Annotated in this window: 15 protein-coding genes; 4 read left to right on the top strand and 11 right to left on the bottom strand. The window is 74.8% G+C overall.

The window, feature by feature from the left end:
• Positions 1 to 25: 25 nt before the first annotated feature.
• The 6 genes from D5H75_RS20835 to D5H75_RS20860 form a co-directional block, all read right to left on the bottom strand.
• Positions 26 to 823 carry a hypothetical protein gene (locus D5H75_RS20835; RefSeq protein ID WP_147425228.1) on the bottom strand — a complete coding sequence of 266 codons (798 nt, stop codon included), beginning with the start codon at positions 821 to 823 and terminating at the stop codon, positions 26 to 28.
• The gene (locus D5H75_RS20840) at positions 813 to 1349 is read right to left on the bottom strand and encodes an RNA polymerase sigma factor (protein ID WP_119928189.1); all 537 of its coding nucleotides are present in this window, start codon (positions 1347 to 1349) and stop codon (positions 813 to 815) included. The genes D5H75_RS20835 and D5H75_RS20840 overlap by 11 nt, the downstream gene beginning before the upstream one ends.
• Positions 1350 to 1908: 559 nt before the next feature.
• Positions 1909 to 4269: an ATP-binding protein gene (locus tag D5H75_RS20845; protein WP_119928190.1), complete on the bottom strand. Its 2361-nt coding sequence runs from the start codon at positions 4267 to 4269 to the stop codon at positions 1909 to 1911.
• A 317-nt stretch (positions 4270 to 4586) separates the two neighbouring features.
• Positions 4587 to 6911: an ATP-binding protein gene (locus D5H75_RS20850; protein ID WP_202638355.1), complete on the bottom strand. Its 2325-nt coding sequence runs from the start codon at positions 6909 to 6911 to the stop codon at positions 4587 to 4589.
• A gap of 301 nt (positions 6912 to 7212) precedes the next feature.
• On the bottom strand, positions 7213 to 7944 hold the full coding sequence (locus tag D5H75_RS20855; protein ID WP_119928191.1) for a class I SAM-dependent methyltransferase: 732 nt from the start codon (positions 7942 to 7944) through the stop codon (positions 7213 to 7215).
• A gap of 298 nt (positions 7945 to 8242) precedes the next feature.
• A complete protein-coding gene (locus D5H75_RS20860) occupies positions 8243 to 8995 on the bottom strand; it encodes an IclR family transcriptional regulator (protein WP_119928192.1) in 753 nt (250 codons plus the stop codon).
• Between the two features lie 210 nt (positions 8996 to 9205).
• On the opposite strand from D5H75_RS20860, the gene D5H75_RS20865 reads away from it, so the two are divergent.
• From D5H75_RS20865 to D5H75_RS20875, 3 genes are all read left to right on the top strand, one after another.
• A complete protein-coding gene (locus D5H75_RS20865; RefSeq protein WP_119928193.1) occupies positions 9206 to 11080 on the top strand; it encodes an acyl-CoA dehydrogenase family protein in 1875 nt (624 codons plus the stop codon).
• Positions 11081 to 11172: 92 nt separating this feature from the next.
• Positions 11173 to 11775, top strand: coding sequence for a TlpA family protein disulfide reductase (locus D5H75_RS20870; protein WP_147425229.1), 603 nt, complete (start codon positions 11173 to 11175; stop codon positions 11773 to 11775).
• Positions 11768 to 12703 (top strand): cytochrome c biogenesis CcdA family protein, encoded by a 936-nt coding sequence (locus tag D5H75_RS20875; RefSeq protein WP_119928195.1) that lies wholly within the window; start codon positions 11768 to 11770, stop codon positions 12701 to 12703. Before D5H75_RS20870 ends, D5H75_RS20875 begins: the two co-directional genes overlap by 8 nt.
• Here D5H75_RS20875 and D5H75_RS20880 read toward each other — a convergent pair.
• From D5H75_RS20880 to D5H75_RS20900, 5 genes are all read right to left on the bottom strand, one after another.
• A complete protein-coding gene (locus D5H75_RS20880; protein WP_119928196.1) occupies positions 12639 to 12989 on the bottom strand; it encodes a MerR family transcriptional regulator in 351 nt (116 codons plus the stop codon). The two genes, D5H75_RS20875 and D5H75_RS20880, sit on opposite strands and share 65 nt — an antisense overlap.
• A gap of 73 nt (positions 12990 to 13062) precedes the next feature.
• Positions 13063 to 13503, bottom strand: a complete 441-nt coding sequence (locus tag D5H75_RS20885; protein WP_119928197.1) for an Hsp20/alpha crystallin family protein — start codon at positions 13501 to 13503, stop codon at positions 13063 to 13065.
• A 93-nt stretch (positions 13504 to 13596) separates the two neighbouring features.
• On the bottom strand, positions 13597 to 14340 hold the full coding sequence (locus D5H75_RS20890) for an enoyl-CoA hydratase/isomerase family protein (RefSeq protein WP_202638356.1): 744 nt from the start codon (positions 14338 to 14340) through the stop codon (positions 13597 to 13599).
• 268 nt (positions 14341 to 14608) lie between these two features.
• Positions 14609 to 15754 (bottom strand): acetyl-CoA C-acetyltransferase, encoded by a 1146-nt coding sequence (locus D5H75_RS20895; protein ID WP_119928199.1) that lies wholly within the window; start codon positions 15752 to 15754, stop codon positions 14609 to 14611.
• Positions 15755 to 15846: 92 nt separating this feature from the next.
• The gene (locus tag D5H75_RS20900; RefSeq protein ID WP_147425230.1) at positions 15847 to 16329 is read right to left on the bottom strand and encodes a hypothetical protein; all 483 of its coding nucleotides are present in this window, start codon (positions 16327 to 16329) and stop codon (positions 15847 to 15849) included.
• 51 nt (positions 16330 to 16380) lie between these two features.
• Between D5H75_RS20900 and D5H75_RS44195 the strand changes: the two genes are divergently transcribed.
• Positions 16381 to 19257: an AAA family ATPase gene (locus D5H75_RS44195; RefSeq protein WP_119928201.1), complete on the top strand. Its 2877-nt coding sequence runs from the start codon at positions 16381 to 16383 to the stop codon at positions 19255 to 19257.
• The last annotated feature ends 23 nt before the right edge of the window (positions 19258 to 19280 follow it).

Raw genomic sequence — 19280 nt, forward strand, 5'->3', positions numbered from 1 at the left:
GTCGTTGGTGGGGTCATCGGTGGGGTCATCGCAGGGTGGCGGCTATCCGGGTGGCTGCCCCGGAGGTGGGAAGCCCTTCCAGGCGGAGACCCGTCCCGCCGTGCTGCCAGATGAGGGTGGGGCCCGCCCGGCGTTCATAGGTCAGGGGGCTCTGGGAGCCCTCGGGGTAGTACGTGAGGCCGTGGTCCCGGGGGATCCACAGGGCCGTGCGGGTCCCGGCCCTGACCTCCTCCGGGTACGGCGGGCCCAGGTCCTTGCGCCAGACGGGTTCCACCCGGCCGGCGAACTCGTCCAGGCGTACGGCGGGGCGGCCGGGGCGGGCACGCCAGTGGAGGGTGACCACGCGGTCGCCGTCGGCCAGCCGTACCTCGTCGGGGGCGCCCAGGGCGGCGGGGACGAGGACGCGGAAGGGCGCGCGGGCGCGTGCCTCGGCCAGGGAGACCCGCCGCTCGCCGGGGAGGGCGGGGGACGAGGCCGCGGGCGAGGGGGCCGGCGACGGGGCCGGGCGGGGCGCGGGGTCCACGTGGATCTCGACCCCGGCGAAGCGGAGGACCGTGGCGACGGCGGCGCGGCCCTGCGGGGTGGCGCCGAGCAGGATCGCGGTGACCAGGGCGACCCCGATCGTGACCGGCCGCCACCCGGGGCGGAACCCCCGCCGGCCGCGGGGCCGCTGCAGGCGGCGCCGTACGGCTCGCGCGACCTCGGGGGCGGGCGGGGGCGGAGGGACGTCGAGCTCGGCCCCGAGCGCGGTCAGCTCGCGCTCCAGGTCCGGCATGTCCGGCATCTCTGGCGTGTCAGGCGTGCCGGGCCGGTCAGTGGGCATCGTCCACCTCCTCCCCCGGGCCGAAGCGCTCCCGCAGCCGGGCCAGGCCGCGGGACGCGCGCGACTTGACCGTACCGACCGGCCAGCCGAGCACCTGGGCGGTCTCCGCCTCGGAGAACTGCAGGAGATACCGGCAGACGAGGACGCGGCGTTCCCGGTCGGGCAGTTCCCGCAGCGCCGCGAGCAGCCGCGCGCGGCGTTCGTCCTCGACCACCGTCCCCGCCGGGTCGTCCCCCACGACGGTCTCGCGCACCTGGGCCAGCCGCAGCGCCAGCTCCGCGCGCCTCCCCCGCGAGCGGGTCAGGTTGTGGGTCTCGTTGGCGACGATGCGCAGCAGCCAGGGCCGGAAGGGGGAGTCGGTACGGTACTTCGCCAGATGGCGGTACGCCTTGACGAACGCCTCCTGCACGACGTCCGCGGCCTCGTCCCCCGCGCCGAGCAGGGCCGCCGTCCGGTGTGCGACCGCGCTGTAGCGCTGGACCAGCACCTCGTAGGCGTCCAGGTCGCCGGCCAGCGCCCTGGCCACGGCCTCGTGATCGTCCGTCTCTGGGCTCCTCCGGGTTCGGCGCGCACCCCTCTTCTACCGCCTCTCCCCCGTCCGGCGGAACCCCGGCGACGCCCTTCCGGCGGTCCGCGACACCCGTACCGGCGATCTCGGTATGCCCTTTCGGTAGTTCTCCCGATGTTGGGCCGGGGTGTCCCGGGCCAGGCTGGAATCGGTCATCGGGTTCGGTGCCGTCGATGTGTGAGAGCACGTCCGGGCGCCCATCGACGGCGCGCGCGCCGGGCCCGGTGACCCTTCCGGGAACACTCACACCCCGTGTCACCGCCGTACGGCGCAGCCCCCCGGCCCGCCGTACGGCGGTGGCGCCCACGACGGGACGCCCTGCGCGGGCCCCGCGGCGCGACGCTCCGGGGCCGCCGCGTCGCAGGGCCCGGAGCGCGAGGCGCCGGCGCGGCACGAGCCCGGGGCCGCCGGGCTCAGGCCGTACAGGAGGCAGGCCGTACCGGGGCTCAGCCGTGCGGAGGCTCAGGCCGTACCGGGGCTCAGGCCGTACCGAAGAAGACGGAAGGGGACGGGCGCGTCAGCGGCGGCGGGCGGCCACCCACGCGGCGATCTGCGCGCGGGTGGAGAAGCCCAGCTTGGCCAGGATGTGCTCCACGTGCGAGTCGGCCGTGCGCTTGGCGATCACCAGCCGCTCGGCGATCTCCCGGTTCGACAGGCCCTCGGCCACCAGCAGCGCGATCTCCTGCTCGCGCGGCGTGAGCGGCGCCAGCGGGTTCCCTGCCGGGGACGGGCGCGGCCGGCCCAGGGCGTATTCGGCCGCCTCGGAGCGCTCGGCCCGGGCCCCGCGCTGGTAGGCGGCGTCGAAGGCGGCGTCGCCGAGGGCCGCGCGGGCGCGCTGCTCGGCGTGTTCGCGGATGGCGATGAGGCTGGCCCAGGAGAAGCGCGGGTCGCCGAAGCCGCGCCAGACCGTGTCGCCGAACCCGAGCAGGAACGCGGCCTGCTCGCCGCTCCGCTCGGGGTTCTCCCCGTCGTCGCCGGCGAGCGCGGCCAGCGTGAGCGCGTCCAGGCACAGGGCCAGGCCGAGCGCGTCGCGGAACTCAAGCAGCCGGCGCAGGGCGAGCCGGGCCTGCCGCCGGGCCTCGCCGCCGCGGCCCTGGAGGGCGAGCAGGAAGGCGCGGGCGGAGTGGCCGTAGGAGTCGATCCAGCGTTCGCCGGCCGCCTCGCACTCCTCGTCGAGCGCGTCGAGCACCGAGTCGGCGCGCTCGGTCTCGCCGGCGGCCGTGAGCAGCAGGGCCAGGGTGGCGGCGGACATGAGCCGCGCCGAGTGCCAGGTGGAATGGGCGACCTTGGCCTCGGGGTAGGTCTCGACGGCGGCGGTCAGCTTCTCGACGCCGCGGGCCAGGTCGCCGCCGAACCCGGCGGCGGTGCCGTCGAGCTGGTCGACGTAGGCCCCGACGCGCATCTCCGGGTGGCTCTCGGCGAAGACGCGCACCGCCTCCAGGGCTTGGGCGGCGCGGCGCAGGTCGCCCTGGACGGCGGCGAGGGAGCCGAGGACCCACCAGGCGCGCGTGCGGAACCAGGTGGTGTCGCCGGGGATGGCCAGGAAGCGCTCCAGCCAGCGGCGTCCCTCGCGGAGCTGGCCGCCGGGGATCCAGCACGGCCACAGGTAGCTGACCAGGCCGAGCCCGGCGTCGACCTCGGCGGGGTCGCCGGGGTCCTCCAGGCAGAACTCCAGGGCGGAGCGGAGGTTGCCGAGGTTGCGGTTGAGCCAGCGCATGAGCCGGAACTGCTCGGAGCCGACCCACGCCTCCTCGACCTCCTCCGCGCGGCGCAGGTAGTGGTCGCGGTGGCGGCGCCGGATCTCGTGCTCCTCGCCGAGGTCGGCCAGCCAGTCGGCGCCGTACTCGCGGATGACGTCGAGGAGCCGGTAGCGCACCCCGTCGGCGTCCTCCTCGCAGACGACGATGGACTTGTCCACCAGCCCGGCGAGGTGCTCGTAGATCATGTCCTCGTCGAGCCCGGGGCCGGAGCAGACGTCCTCGGCGGCGGCCAGGTCGAACCCGCCGGAGAACACCGACAGGCGCGCCCACAGCCGGCGTTCCTCCTCGTCGCACAGCTCGTGGCTCCACCCGATGGCGGTGCGCAGGGTCTGGTGCCGGGGGAAGGAGCTGCGGCTGCCCCTGGACAGGATGCGGAACCGGTCGTCGAGGCGTTCGAGGATCTGCTCGACGGAGAACGCGCGCCGGCGCACGGCGGCCAGCTCGATCGCCAGCGGGATGCCGTCGAGCCGGTGGCACAGCGCCGCCACGGCCTTGACGTTGCGCTCGTCGAGGGCGAACCCGGGCACGACGGCCGAGGCGCGCTCGGCGAACAGCGCGAGCGAGGGGAAGGAGCTCAGGCCGGCGCCCTCGTGGTCGGGGCCGGGCACCGGGAGCGGGGCCAGCACGAGCGTGTGCTCGCCGGGCACGTCCAGGGGCTGGCGGCTGGTGGCCAGCACGCGCAGGCCGGGCGCGGCCCGCAGCAGCGTCTCGGCGAGCGCCGCCCCGGCGTCCACGACGTGCTCGCACGTGTCGAGGATGAGCAGCAGCCGCCGTCCCTCCAGCCACTCGGCCAGCACCTCGGCGTGGGGCCGGGTGGACTGGTCGGGGATGCCGAGCACGTTGCCCACGGTATGGGCGAGGAGTTCGGGCTCGCGCAGCCCGGACAGCTCGACGAACCACACCCCGTCGGGGAAGGCGTCGCGCAGCTCGGTCGCCGCCCGGAGCGCGATCCGGGTCTTGCCGACTCCGCCCACCCCGGTCACGGTCACGAGCCGTGCCGTCTCGATGAGCCGCTTGAGTGCGGCGAGTTCGTCGCCGCGTCCGATGAAGCTCGTCACCTCGGCCGGGAGATTGCCCGCCTTCTCCCGCGCCTGCTCAGAAACCGCTGTCGCCGTCACCCGCCACCGCCTCAGTCAGGACGACCCCTCCCCATGCGCGCGCGCCGCGCTCGTATCGTACCCAGCCGAAGGTCACCGTACGAGACCCTTTCATGACCATCCGTTGTCCTCCCGCCCGATCCCGTCACCGATTCCCCCGCCCCCTTGACCCGGTACGGCCCCCGGCGTGGCCCCGGAGTGGCCCGGGTGTGGCCCGGGTGTGGCCCGATGTGGCCGGTGCCCCGGTGTGGCCGGGTGGGGCGTCCCGCCGCGGCGCGCCGCCCGGCGCGCGGCGGGCTCAGGCCGTACGGCGGGGCGGGGTCAGCGGCGGGGCGGGGTCAGCGGCGGCGGGCGGCCACCCACGCGGCGATCTGGGCGCGCGTGGAGAAGCCGAGCTTGGTCAGGATGTGCTCCACGTGCGAGTCGGCCGTGCGCTTGGCGATCACCAGCCGCTCGGCGATCTCCCGGTTCGACAGGCCCTCGGCCACCAGCAGCGCGATCTCGCGTTCGCGGGGGGTGAGCGGGGCGAGCGGGTCCTCGTCGTCCACCGGCGGCGGCTCGGGATCCAGGCTCAGGGCGTAGGCGACGGCCTCCTCGCGGCGCATCTCCGCGCCCTTGCGGCACGCGGCCTCGAACGCGTCGTCGCCGATCTCCTCGCGGGCCCTGGCCTCGCAGTCCGCGCGGATGGCCAGCAGCACGTCCCAGGAGAAGAGCTGGTGGCCGAAGGAGCTCCACGCCTGCCGCCCGGCGCCGAGCAGTACGGCGAAGCGCTCGTGGTCCCCGGTGGCGAACGCGATCCAGGCGAGCACGTCGAGGACGGCGGCCATGCCGACGGCGTCGCGGAAGGACCAGAACGTGGCCAGGGCGGACCTGGCGACGGCCTCGCCCTCTTCGGCCCGGCCCATCGACAGCAGCACGAAGCCGTGCACGCTCTCGCCGTAGGCGCGGCTCCACTCCTCGCCCAGCCGGTCGCACTCCTCCAGCAGGCCGCGCAGGACGGCGAACGCCCGGTCGACGTCGCCGTTGACGCACAGCATCAGCGAGAGCATGGCCTGCACGGTCAGCCGCCCGGGCGCGGCGGCCTCCCCCTCGACCGAGGGGTACGTCTCGACGGCGCGGGAGAACGCCTCGACGCCGCGGACGGGATCGCCCCCGAACCCGGCGGCCATGCCCTCCAGGTGGTCCAGGAACGGCTGGAAGCTCGCGCCGCCCGGGTGGCACGCGGCGAGGGGCCGCAGCTCGGCGAGGGCCCGCGTGCCGCGCTCGATGTCGCCCTGGAGCACGGCGATCAGGCCGCAGAGCCACAGGGCGCGGACCCGGTTGGGGGTCGGGGCGTCGGTGAGGGCGAGCATGAGCTCGGTCCAGCGGCGCCCCTCGCGCAGGTGGCCGGCGGGTATCCACAGCGCCCACAGCGACCCGGCGATGCCGAGGCCCGCGTCGGCCTCCTCCGGGTCGGACGCGCAGAGCTCCAGGGCGACCCGGAGGTTGGCGTGGTTGTGGTTGAGCCAGGTCAGCAGCTCGTGCTGGCCGGGCCCGGCCCACGCCCGGTCGATCTCGCGCGCGCGGCGCAGGAAGTGGTCGCGGTGGCGGCGGCGGATGCGGTGCTCCTCGCCGAGGTCGCGCAGGCGTTCGGCGCCGTACTCCCGGATGACGTCGAGCAGCCGGTAGCGCACCCCGTCGGCGTCCTCCTCGCACACCACGATCGACTTGTCCACGAGCCCGGCGAGGTAGGTGCAGACGCTCTCGGCGGGCAGGTCCGGCCCTGAGCAGACCTCCTCCGCGGCGTCCAGGTCGAAGCAGCGGGCGAAGACCGAGAGCCGCGCCCACAGCACCTGCTCCTCGGGCTCGCACAGCTCGTGGCTCCAGGCGATGGCCGTGCGGAGCGTCTGGTGCCGGGGGAAGGAGGTGCGGCTGCCGCGGGCGAGCAGGCGGAACCGGTCGTCGAGGCGGGCGAGGATCTGCTCGACGGACAGGGCGCGGCGGCGCACGGCGGCCAGCTCTATCGCCAGCGGGATGCCGTCGAGCCGGTGGCACAGGGCGGCGACGGAGCGGATGTTGCGCTCGTCCAGGGTGAAGCCGGGCACGACCGCGGCGACCCGCTCGGCGAACAGCGCCAGCGACGGGGACCCGGTCAGGGAGGGCGTCTGGTGCTCGGGGTCGGGCACGGGCAGGGGGGCCAGCGCCAGGGTGTGCTCGCCGGGGACGTCGAGGGGCTGGCGGCTGGTGGCCAGCACGCGCAGGCCGGGCGCGGCCCGCAGCAGCGTCTCGGCGAGCATGGCGCACGCGTCGAGCAGGTGCTCGCAGGTGTCGAGGATGAGCAGGAGCCGGCGTTTCTCCACCCAGTCGGCGAGCACGTCGATCTGCGGCCGGGTGGACTGGTCGGGCACGCCCAGGGCGTTGGCGACGGCGTGGGCGAGAAGCTCGGCCTCGCGCAGGCCCGACAGCTCGACGAACCACACCCCGTCGGGGAAGGAGCGGCGCATCCCCGCGGCGGCGCGGACCGCGATCCGGGTCTTCCCCACCCCGCCCACGCCCGTCACGGTCACGAGGCGGGCGGAGTCGAGCAGGCGGCGCAGGCCGGCCAGCTCCTCCTCGCGCCCGATGAAGCTGGTCATCTCCGCGGGCAGGTTGCCCGCCCGCTCCCGATCCGCTCGTTCGGACACTGTCGCCGTCACCAGCCACCGCCTCCGTCAGGCCGACCCTCCCGGCGCGCGATAACGATCGTACCCCCGCAATGGTCACCGTAAGAGAGACTTCCATGACCATCGGTTGATATTCCCGTTCGGACTGGAATCCCCGGCCCGCCGGCCCCGCCGGGGCGGGAACGGCGAAGCCCCCGGAGGCCGGGGGCTTCCGGGGGCCGTTGAGACTTCTGGCCTTCTGTGACTTTCCAGGACCCGCCGGGACCGGCCGCGCGGGCCTTGCGCGGCCTTCTGGTCGCGGCGGGGGCGTCGGGCGAGGACGTCAGGCGGGGACGCGGGCGACGCAGAAGACGGTCTGACCGAAGGGCGGGGTGATCAGCTTCTCGATGAAGCGGGTCGTCGGGACCACCGTGCGGTCGTAGATCTTGACCAGGCGCGGGTCCGGGTAGCCGACGCCGCCCTTGCGCACCGCGACCCACCAGGCCAGCCCGCCGAGGAAGTTGATCGGCTTGAGCACCTGGGGGCGCAGGCCGGCGGCCTCGACGGTGGCGCGCAGGGTCTTCGGGGTGTAGCGGGTGACGTGGCCGACCTTGCGGTCGAAGTCGCCGTAGAGCTGCATGTAGCCGGGCACCCAGATGACGATGCGGCCGCCGGGCTGGACGACGCGGGCGAGGGACTTCAGCGCCTCGACGTCCTCCTCGATGTGCTCCAGCACGTTCATCATGACGACCGTGTCGACGGGCTCGGCCAGCGGGATCTCGGTGGGCAGGCCGAACTGGAGCACGTCCACGTCGGAGCGGTCGGCGAAGCGCTTGCGGAGCTGCTCGACGCAGTAGGGGTCGAAGTCGCTCACGACCAGCCGGTCGAGCCGGGGCAGGAACTGCTCGGCGAAGTCGCCGAGGCCGGAGCCGATCTCCAGCAGGGACCTGCCCACGTGCGGCGCGACGGTGTCGAACTCGTAGCGCCGGTAGTTCTTGGCCTCCTCGCCGCCGAGGTGGTTCTCGAGGGCCTCGTCACCGGCGGCCGGCTGCACCACACGGTCGTATCCAGACATGCATCACGCCTTGAGTTCGCTGGTCGGTTCGCGGCGGCGCCGCGCCCGCGGGGTCAAGTCAATGGTCCGGAAGTTTAGTCGGCCTCGGGCCGGGGCGTGTTCGGCTTGTGCCCATCCCCGCCGTTTCCACCCCGACTTCCACTCCGACTCTATGTCGTACGGCCGGGCCCGCGCGGGGCGCCGCGCCGCTCCCCCGGCCGCCCGGCGGCGGGCGACGAGGCGGGCGACGAGGCGAACGACGAGGCGAACGAGGTGGCGGACGACGAGGCGGGCGAGGTGGCGGGCGAGGAGGGCCCGGTCAGCGGCTGAGGAGGAGGGTACGGCTGACGCGCTCCGCGGCGGCGCGGAGCCGGTCGGCGGACTCGCGCACGCGCGGCAGCTCGGACGGGCGGAACGACACCGCGAGCGCGCCCGGCCCCGCCCCGTCCCCGACGGGTACGGCGGCGCACGCGGTGCCCACGGCGTACTCCTCCAGCTCCACGGTCAGCCCGCACGGCTCGTCCAGCCTCCGCAGCAGCTCGTCCACCCGGGTCACGGTGTTGGGCGTGAGCGCGTGGAGCTCGTGCCGGGAGAGGTAGTCCCGCCGGCCGTCCGGGTCGAGCTGGCGCAGCACGCACTTGCCGAGCGCGGTGGCGTGCCCGGAGTCCTCGCAGCCCACCCACAGGTCCACGCGGGGCGTGCGGGGCCCGTCGGCGATGTCCACGACCCGGATCTCGCCGTCGAGGTAGAGGGCCAGGTACGCGGCCACCTGGAGCTCGTCCCTGAGCGCGACCAGCACCGGGTGCACCCGCCGTACGAGCGAGTGCATGCGGCCGGTCTCGCGCAGGGCCTCGACGCGGTCGCCGAGGACGTAGCGGCCCTCGGGGGTGCGGCGCAGGTAGCCGTCGTGCAGGAGCGTGCGCAGCAGGTGGTAGGCGGTGGACAGGGACAGCCCCGCCTCGCGGGCAAGCTGCTTGGCGGGCGCGCCGTTGTCGTGGCTCGCGGCCGCCTCCAGCAGGCGCAGGGCGCGTCGCACCGAGGAGATCAGGGTCGGCCGGTTGGGGCCTTCCATAACACGGTCAGTGGAACCCGGGGCGCGGGGACGGGTCAAGGGGGCTGTGCAATTGCTTGGTGCTCCTTGCACGAATCGCCGCCCGGCCCTGCCGCCACCCGGCTCCGGGCCTACCCGCGGGTAGCAAAGGGGCGTAGCGTCGAATGAAAGCGCGCGAACGGAGCAGGAACGGGAGAGAGCGTCACGCAGGTGCGCGGAAGGAGCGCGAGGATGACCACGTCCTACGAGAAGGCCCGTGAGGTCGCCGAGCAGGCGCGGGAGGCCGAATGGCACAAGCCCAGCTTCGGGCGGCAGCTCTTCCTCGGGGACTTCCGCCTCGACCTCGTGCACCCGGCCCCGGGGCTGCCCGCCGAGGACGTGGCCAAGGGTGAGCGGTTCCTCGCGGCCCTGCGGGAGTTCTGCGAGACCAAGGTGGACGCGCAGGCCATCGAGCGCGACGCCCGCATCCCGGACGACGTGGTCAAGGGCCTGGCCGCGATCGGCGCGTTCGGCATGAAGATCGACGAGCGGTACGGCGGGCTCGGCCTCAACCACTACTACTACGGCCGCGCGCTGGTGCTGGCGTCGTCGGCCTCGCCGGTGGTCGGGGCGCTGCTGTCGGCCCACCAGTCGATCGGCGTGCCGCAGCCGCTCAAGCTGTTCGGCACCGAGGAGCAGAAGCGGCGGTACCTGCCGCGCTGCGCGGCCGGCGCGGTGAGCGCGTTCCTGCTGACCGAGCCCGACGTCGGCTCCGACCCCGCCCGGCTCGCCACCACCGCCACCCGCGACGGGGACGACTACGTGCTCGACGGGGTCAAGCTGTGGACCACCAACGGCGTCGTCGCCGACCTGCTCGTGGTCATGGCGCGTACGGCCCGGGGCATCTCGGCCTTCGTCGTCGAGGGGGACGCGCCGGGGATCACCGTGGAGAACCGGAACGCGTTCATGGGCCTGCGCGGCATCGAGAACGGCGTCACCCGCTTCCACCAGGTCCGGGTGCCGCGCGAGGCGATGATCGGCAAGGAGGGCCAGGGCCTCAAGATCGCCCTGACCACGCTGAACACCGGCCGGCTGTCCCTGCCCGCGACCTGCGCCGGGGCCGGGAAGTGGGCGCTGAAGATCGCGCGCGAGTGGTCGGCGGTCCGGGAGCAGTGGGGGCGGCCGATCGGCGAGCACGAGGCCATCGCCCGCAAGATCGCCTTCATCGCGGCGACGGCGTACGCCATGGACAGCGTGCTCGACCTGTCCACCCGGCTCGCGGACGACGAGCGCAACGACATCCGCATCGAGGCGGCGCTGGCCAAGCTGTACTCCTCGGAGATGGCCTGGCGCGTCGCCGACGAACTCGTGCAGATCAGGGGCGGGCGCGGCTACGAGACCGCCGCCTCCCTGGCGGCGCGCGGCGAGCGCGGCGTCCCGGCCGAGCAGTTGCTGCGGGACCTGCGCATCAACCGGATCTTCGAGGGCTCGACCGAGATCATGCACCTGCTGATCGCGCGGGAGGCCGTGGACGCGCACCTGTCGGCGGCGGGCGAGCTGGTCGATCCCAAGGCGTCGCCGGGCACGAAGGCGCGGGCGGCGGCCAAGGCCGGCGGCTTCTACGCGCGCTGGCTCCCCTCCCTGGTCACCGGCTCCGGGCAGCGGCCCGGCTCCTACGCCGAGTTCGGCCCGCTGGCCGCCCACGTGCGGTTCGTCGAGCGCACCTCGCGCAAGCTCGCCAGGTCCACCTTCTACGGCATGTCCCGCTGGCAGGCCGGGCTGGAGCACCGGCAGGGCTTCCTCGGCCGGATCGTGGACATCGGGGCCGAGCTGTACGCCATGACCGCCGTGTGCGTGCGCGCCCGCGAGGACGGCGGCCGGGAGCACCAGGAGCTCGCCGACGCCTTCTGCCGGCAGGCCCGGCTGCGGATCGCCACCCTCTTCGACCGTCTCTGGGAGAACACCGACGCCCTGGACGTACGGCTCGCGCGCCGCGTCCTGTCCGGCCGCTACACCTGGCTGGAGGACGGCATCGTGGACCCGTCCGTCGAGGGGCCGTGGATCGCCGCCGCCGACCCCGGCGAGTCCCGCCGCGAGAACGTCCACCGCAGGATCACGAACGCCTGACCCCGCCCGGGCTTCATCGGCTCGTAAGGAATGGCGGCCTGCCCGCGGCCTACGTTGATCGCGTAACCATCGGGATCGGCGTGGGAGTGGTCATGGTGAGAATTCGGGGCGCGGCCGTGCTGGCCGCCGCCGGTGTGCTCGCGGCGGCATGCGGAGGCGCCGCCGGGGGCGGCTCGTCGATGGACGACGCGGCCACGCCCGCTCCCCCCGCGTCGAGCGCGCCCGCCGCCGGTTCCCCCGCGGCGCCGGGGACGGCGTCGCCGGGGACCGCGGCGGCGGTGCCCGAGAAGCTGCGGTTCACGGCCGCCACCCTGGACGGCGCGCCGTTCTCCGGGGAGTCGCTGGCGGGCAGGCCCGTGGTGTTCTGGTTCTGGGCGCCGTGGTGCCCCAAGTGCCGGTCGGAGGCGCCGGGGGTCAAGGCGGCCAGGGAGAAGTACGCCGCGCGCGGCGTGGAGTTCGTGGGGATCGCGAGCCTGGACAAGCTCCCGGCGATGAAGCGGTTCGCGAAGGACACGGGCACGGACGCGATCACGCAGCTCAACGACGAGAAGGGCGCGGTCTGGACGCGGCTCGGCGTGAGCGAGCAGTCCACGTTCGTGTTCATGAGGCCCGACGGCTCGGCCACGAAGGAGTCCGGCCCGCTGGACCCCGAGGAGCTGACCGGGCACGTCGAGAAGCTGCTCGGCGATGGCTGACCTGCCGCTGGCCCTGGCGCTGGCCGCCGGGCTCGTCGCCGCGTTCAACCCGTGCGGCTTCGCCCTGCTCCCGGCGTACCTGACGGCCCTGATCGCCGACCCCGCCCCCGCGGAGGGCCCGGGCGGGAGCCGTACGGCGGAAGCGGGCGGGAGCCGTACGGCCGCTTCGGGGACGGGCGGGGCCGTGGGGCGCGCGGTGCGGCTCTCGGTGGCGATGACGGCCGGGTTCGTGACCGTGTTCGGGGCGTTCGGGCTGGTGGTGACGCCGCTGGCGGTGTCGGTCGGGGAGTACCTGCCCTGGGTGACGATCGCGATCGGGGTCGGGCTGACGGCGGTCGGCGGCTGGCTCGTGAGCGGGCGGGAACTGCTGTTCCGGACGCCGAAGATGAGCACGGGGCGGGTCACGATGTCGCCGCTCTCGCTGTACGGCTACGGCCTGTCGTACGCCGTGGCGTCGCTGTCGTGCACGGTCGGGCCGTTCCTGGCGGTGGTGTCGGCGTCCCTCACCAGCGGCGGGGTGCTGGGCGGGCTGGCGGTGTTCGTGGCGTACGCCGTGGGCATGGGGCTGGTGGTCGCGCTCCTGTCGGTCGCGGTGGCGCTGGCGCGGGCCTCGCTGGCGGCCCGGATGCGGCGGGCGCTGCCGTACGTCTCGCGGGTGAGCGGCGGGCTGCTGCTGGCGGCGGGGGTGTACGTCGTCTACTACGGGTGGTACGAACTGCGGGTCTTCGCGGGGGCGGCGGCGGACGACCCGGTCGTCGGGGCCGTCACGGCGGCGCAGGGGGCGGTGTCGCGGGCGGTGCAGGGAGCCGGCGCGGGGTGGATCGCCGGCGCCCTGCTCGCCCTCGTCGTGATCAGCGCCCTGCTCACGCGGCGGGTCCGCGCCGCCCGTCGGCGCGCGTCCGGGACTCCAGATCGGCCAGCCGCCTGAGGGCCTCGTCGCGCTCGCGTTCGAGCTCGGCGACGCGGCGTTCGAGTTCGAGGATGTGGCGGATGGCGATCAGGGTCATGCCCTCGTCCACGAGCCGCACGACGTAGCGGACGCGGTGGACCTCCTCCCGCGAGTAGCGCCGCTGGCCTCCGGCGGACCGCCGCGGCCGCACGACCTCGTGCTCGTCCAGGCGCCGCAGGAAGGACTGCTGGACCTGGAGCATCTCCGCGACCTGTCCCACGGAGTAGAGCGGGGCGCTCGCGTCGTCGAACGGCAGTCCGGCCATCGGTTCACCCCCGTGAATCGTCCCCCCAGGGGGATCACCGTGTGCTCGGGGAGCAGGCCGAGCCCCAGGTGAGTCAGTGGAGCGCCTTCACATCGACGTTCTTGATCTCGACCTTGCGCGGCTTGGCGGCGTCCTGCAGCGGGATGCGAACCACCAGCACGCCTGAGGCGTACCCGGCTTCGATCTTCTCGGTGTCGAGGTTCTCCGCCAGGTAGACGCGCCGCGTGAACGTTCCGAGCGGGCGCTCCCGCATGATGACACTGACGTTCTTGTCGAGGTTCTCGGTGCGCTGCGCGGTCACGGTGAGGACGCCGCGGTCCACGGTCACGTCCACGCTGTCGGCGTCGGCGCCGGGGATGTCGAAGCGGAGGAGGACGTCGTCCTCGCGCCGGAAGGCGTCCATCGGCATGACGCTGCCGCGGGCCGCCTCGCCCCATCCGAACATCCGCTGCGAGAGGCGGTCCATCTGCCGGTCGAGCTCCTGCGCCAGCGGGTCGATCGAGGTCAGCAACATGGGGTTCACCTCCGATGGTGTCCGAGGTTGTGCCGTCGTTATCTATATAACTCCGCGCACAGAGAACTTCAAGTTGAAGTTGGAGGTTTTCTCTTACTCCCCGGTGAAGTCCGGCTTCCTCTTCTCCAGGAAGGCGGTGATGCCCTCGCGCGCGTCGGCCGTGGCGGTGACCTGGGCCAGGCCCTCCAGCAGCCGCGCGATCTGCTCCTCGAAGGGCAGGTCGCGCGTGGCGAAGTACGCGTCGCGGCCCAGCCGCAGCCCGATCGGGCTCTTGGCGGCGACCGCCGCGGCGAGCTCCGCCACCCGCGCGTCCAGGTCCGCGCGCGGCACGGCCTCGGTGATCAGGCCGATCTCCTCGGCGCGCGCGGCGGTGATCGGCTCGCCGGTGTAGTAGAGCTTGAACGCCTGCTTGGCCGGCACGGTCCGGTTGATGATCGCCATGATCATCATGGGCCAGAGCCCCACGTTCACCTCGGGCGTGCCCAGCTTCACGTCGTCGGCCGCGATCACCAGGTCGCAGGACGCCGCCAGCCCCAGCCCGCCCGCGAGCGCGTGCCCGGCGAGCCGCCCGATCACCGGCTTGCCGAGCGTCGTGAAGCCCGTGAAGAGCCGGTACGGCGCGCTCGCCGTCACGTCCCCCGACGCCCCCTCGGCGACGCGGTCCATCCCGCCCAGGTCGCCGCCGGAGCAGAACACCCGGTCCCCCGCCCCGGTCAGCACGACGACCCGCACGCCGCGGTCCGCCCGGATCCGCTCGAACGCGTCGAGCAGCTCGGCGGTCATCTCCGCGGACAGCGCGTTCCGCCGCTCCGGCCGGTCCAGCGTCACCGTCGCCACGCGATCGGCCACCTCATACCGGATCTCCCGATACACCAGCCCTCCAGAACGAGACTCCGCGTACGGCGGAACGACGAGCGACGGACGACGACCGACCCGACGACCGACGACCGACGGACGACGGACGACGGACGACGGACGACGGACGACGGACGACGGACGACGACGAGCGACCGACGACCGACGAAGACGGCTCGCGCCGATCACGCGGCGATGGGCACGGGCCGTGCCCGGAACCGCGTGATCGGCGCGAGGGGACGGGCCCGGGTCAGAGGCGCTCGATGATGGTGGCGTTGGACTGGCCGCCGCCCTCGCACATGGTCTGCAGGCCGTAGCGGCCGCCGCTGCGCTCCAGCTCGTGCAGGAGCTTGGTCATGAGGATCGCGCCGGTCGCGCCCAGGGGGTGGCCGAGGGCGATCGCGCCGCCGTTCGGGTTGGTCTTCTCCAGGGAGGCGCCGGTCTCGCGCGCCCACGCCATCGGGACCGGGGCGAACGCCTCGTTGCACTCGAAGACGTCGATGTCGTCGATCTTGAGGTTGCCCCGGGAGAGGGCCTTCTCGGTGGCCGGGATCGGGCCGGTCAGCATGTAGACCGGGTCGGAGCCGACGACCGACAGGGTGTGGACGCGGGCGCGCGGGGTGAGGCCGTGCGCCTTGACGGCCGCCTCGGACGCGATGAGCACCGCGGCGGAGCCGTTGGAGATCTGCGAGGAGTTGCCGGCGTGGATCACGCCGCCCTCGCGCAGGGTCTTGAGCCCGGCGAGCGTCTCGACGCTGGTGCCCGGCCGCACGCCCTCGTCCTTGGCGACGCCGTTGAGGGGGGCGATCTCGCGCTCGAAGCGGCCCTCCTCGATCGCGCGCTCGGCGCGGGCGTGGCTCTCGGCGGAGTAGGCGTCCAGCTCCTCGCGGCTGAAGCCCCACTTCTCGGCCATCAGCTCCGCGCCGCGGAACTGCGAGATCTCCTGCTTGCCGTAGCGCTCGCCCCAGCCCTCGCCGTACGGGAAGGGCATGCCCTTCTCCAGGGCCATCATGACCGAGGAGCCCATGGGCACGACGCTCATCGACTCGACGCCGGCGGCGACGACGAGGTCCTGGGTGCCGGACATGACGCCCTGCGCGGCGAAGTGGATCGCCTGCTGGGACGAGCCGCACTGGCGGTCGATGGTGACGCCGGGCACGTTCTCGGGGAGCCCGGCCGACAGCCAGGCGGTGCGCGCGATGTCGAGCGACTGCGGGCCGACCTGCATGACGCAGCCCATGATCACGTCTTCCACCGCGGCGGGGTCGACGCCGGTGCGCTCGATGAGCGCCTTGAGTGTGTGAGCGGCCAGATCGGCGGGGTGCACCGTGGACAGGCCACCCTTCTTGTTCCCGACCGGGGTACGGACCGCCCCGACGATGTACGCCTCTGCCACAACGCCTCCAGCTCTCGCAGGTTCCGCCCCTGACTCTAACCGAACAACATTCGGTGTGCCGACCCTAACCGAGCATTGTTCGGTTGTCAGTGTCAGGTTACACAACCCGGTTTCGCCGGGGTTGTGACACTCCTCTCTTCCTCCCTCTCCCGCCGCGCCCGCAGGCGGTGCCGTACGGCCTGCGCGATCGCGACCAGGAGCAGCGCGAGGAACACCCAGACCGCCGGGTTGACCCAGCCGGGGACCAGGTCCACGCGCACGCCGTCGTTCACGCAGACGGGCTTGCCGAGGGGCCACAGGCTCGCGGGCGCGTGGGAGTAGGTGTGCAGCTCCATCTCCTCGCGCGTGAGGTACATGCACAGCTCCTCGGGCTCCTGGCTGTAGAGGAGACCGCCGGCGGCCAGGCCGTACCCGTAGGACATGATCGCCGCGTAGAGGGCCGCGAACGCGGTCCCCGCCCAGGCGGCGGCTGGGGTGGGGCGCCGCCCGCGCGCGAGGGCGATCCCGGTCCGCACGGCCATGACGATCAGTGCGATGCCCCACAAAGGTATCGAGAGCATGAGCAAAACCAGCAAAAGCCCCATAGTGCTCGCACAGTACCTGGTGGGGGGCGGGATCATTGGAGGATGCGCAGCGGGCCGCGGGGGCGGCGGAACGAGCGGGCCGCCGGGGCGGAGCGGGTCGGGAAGCTGATCGAGGACCTGCGGGCCGGGCGGGGCGGCGCGCTCGTCGTGCGCGGCGAGCCGGGTATCGGCAAGACCACCCTGCTCGACGACGCCGTACGGCGGGCCGCCGCCGTACGGCGTGACGCGGGGCCCGGCGGGGACGTGCGGGTGCTGCGGGCGGCCGGGGTGGAGGCCGAGGCCGGGCTGCCGTTCGCGGCGCTGCAGATGCTGCTGCGGCCCGCCCTGGGGCGGCTGGACGCGCTGCCGGACACGCAGGCGGCGGCGCTGCGCGGGGCGCTCGGGCTGGCGGCGGGCGCCGGGGCGGACCGGTTCCTGGTCGGGGTGGCCGTGGTGGGCCTGCTGTCGGAGCTGGCGGCCGAACGGCCGGTGCTGTGCCTCGTGGACGACGCGCACTGGCTGGACCCGGCCTCGGCCGAGGCGCTGCTGTTCGCGGCGCGGCGGCTGACGGCCGAGGCGGTGGCGGTCGTGTTCGCGACGCGGGACGGGTTCGAGGCCCCCGGGCTGCCGGAGCTGGAGCTGACCGGGCTGGACCCGGAGGCCGCGGCGGCGCTGCTGGCCGAGCACGCGCCGGACCTGTCGCCCGCCGTGCGGGATCGGGTCATCGCGGAGGCCGCGGGGAACCCCCTGGCGCTGCTGGAGCTGCCGGCCGGGCTCGACGCCGCGCAGCGGGCCGGGATCGCGGCCACGCCCGCCGCGCTGCCGGTGACCGGGCGGGTGCTGGCGGCGTTCGGGGCGCAGATCGGGCGGCTGCCGGCCGGGGCGCGCACGGCGCTGCTGGTCGCTGCGGCGGAGGGCACCGGGGACCTGGGGACCGTCCTGCGGGCGGCGCGGGCGCTCGGGGCGTCGGCGGCCGACCTGGAGGCCGCCGAACGCGCGGACCTGGTGCGGACCACGGGGGTGTCGGTGGCGTTCCGGCACCCGCTGGTGCGGTCCGCCGCGTACCAGGACGCGCCGCTGACCGCCCGGATCGCGGCGCACGAGGCGCTGGCGGGCGTGCTGGACGGGGACCGGCGGGCGCTGCACCTGGCCGCCGCCGCGACCGGGCCGGACGAGGCGATCGCGGCCGAGCTGGAGCGCGCCGCCGCGAGCGCCGGGGCGCGCGGCGCGCTGGCGTCGGCCGTGCCGATCTACGAGCGGGCCGCCGGGCTCAGCCCGGACCCGGGCGAGCGGGCGCGGCGGCTCACCGTGGCCGCCCAGTCGGCGATCACCTCCGGGCTCACCGAGCAGGCGGGCGCCCTGGCCGAGCGCGCGGCCCGGCTCACCGCCGACCCCGCGCTGCGGGCCGGGCTCGCGATGGTGCGCGCGACGGTCGAGTTCGAGCGCGGGAGCCCGCGCGGGGCGGCGCGGCACCTGCTGGAGAACGCCGAGCCCATCGCCGGGGAGGATCCCGGGCTGGCGCTCGTCCTGCTCGTGCTGGCCGCGGGCGACGCGTGGGCGTCCGGGGAGGAGGCGACCCTGCGGGCGGTCGCGTCCCTGGCCGCCGCGCTGCGGCCCGGCGGCACGGCGGCGACCGGGGCGGTGCCCGGCGGTCTCGTGGCCGGCGATCCGCGGGTCACCGCCTCGGTGTCCGGGCACGGGTCCCCCGCGACCGGGCCGGACCGGATCGCGGCGTCCGTCGTCGCGCTCGCCGGCCTCGCCGCCGGGGACTTCGCCGGGGCCCTGCCCGTGCTGCAGGAGCTGGTCACCGCGTCCCGTACGGCGCCCGCCCCCGGGCTCATCGCGCGCATCCACGTCTGCGGGATCGCCCTCGCGCTGGGCGACGACGAGGCGGCGCTGGAGCTGGCGGCGCACGACATCGGGCGCAGCAGGCGGCGCGGGACGACCGGGGCGCTGCCGACCATGCTCCTGGCGCAGGCCTGGGCGCAGCTCGGGGCCGGGCTGCACCCGGACGCGGAGGCGTCGGTGGACGAGGCGCTGCTCTTCGTGCGCGACACCGGGCAGAACCACCGCTTCGCCCGCCTCGGCGCGGTCACCGCCCGGCTCGCCGCGATCGAGGGCGACCAGGCCCGGTGCCTGGAGTCGGCCCGGCGGACCGGCGCGTGCCCGGGGAACGCGGGCGGCGGGATCGCCGAGACCGTGGCGGCGGGCGAGTGCGCGGTGGGCCTGCTCGACCTGGGCCTGGGGCGGTACGCCGAGGCGGTGCGGCGGCTGTCCGCGGTGGCGCGCGGCCCGGTGCGGTACACCGCCGCCGCGCTCAACGCCGTCCCGGACCTGGTGGAGGCGGCGGCGCGGGCCGGGTCGCCCGAGGCGGGGCGGGAGGCGTTCGCCCGGTACGCCGCGTGGGCCCGGGCGAGCGTTCACCCGTGGGTGAAGGCGGTGGCGCTGCGGTGCGAGGCACTGCTCGCCGGGGAGGACGCCGGCGCCGGGGAGCTGTTCGCGGACGCCGTACGGCTGCACGCGGAGGGCGGGCGGCCCTTCGAGCGGGCGCGCACGGAACTGGCCTACGGCGAGTGGCTGCGGCGGGCCCGGCGCCGGTCGGACGCGCGAGGGCCCCTGCGGTCGGCCCTGGAGATCTTCGGGCGCCTGAACGCGGCCCCCTGGGCCGAACGCGCGCGGACCGAGCTGCGCGCCACCGGGGAGACCGCGCCCGCGCACCGGCCGGGCGAGGACGTCCTGGACCGCCTGACCCCGCAGGAGCTCCAGGTCGTACGGCTGGCCGCCGGGGGCGCGAGCAACCGCGACATCGCGGCCCGCCTCTTCCTCAGCCACCGCACGGTGGAATACCACCTCTACAAGGCCTATCCCAAGCTGGGCGTGACCTCCCGCACGGAGCTGTCCCGCCTCCCCGCCCTCGCGCGGGCGGCGGACCCGGCCTGAGCCGCCGCCCGCGCCCGGACCCG

The sequence above is a fragment of the Bailinhaonella thermotolerans genome, from assembly GCF_003594875.1.
GTDB classification, from domain to species: Bacteria; Actinomycetota; Actinomycetes; order Streptosporangiales; family Streptosporangiaceae; genus Bailinhaonella; species Bailinhaonella thermotolerans.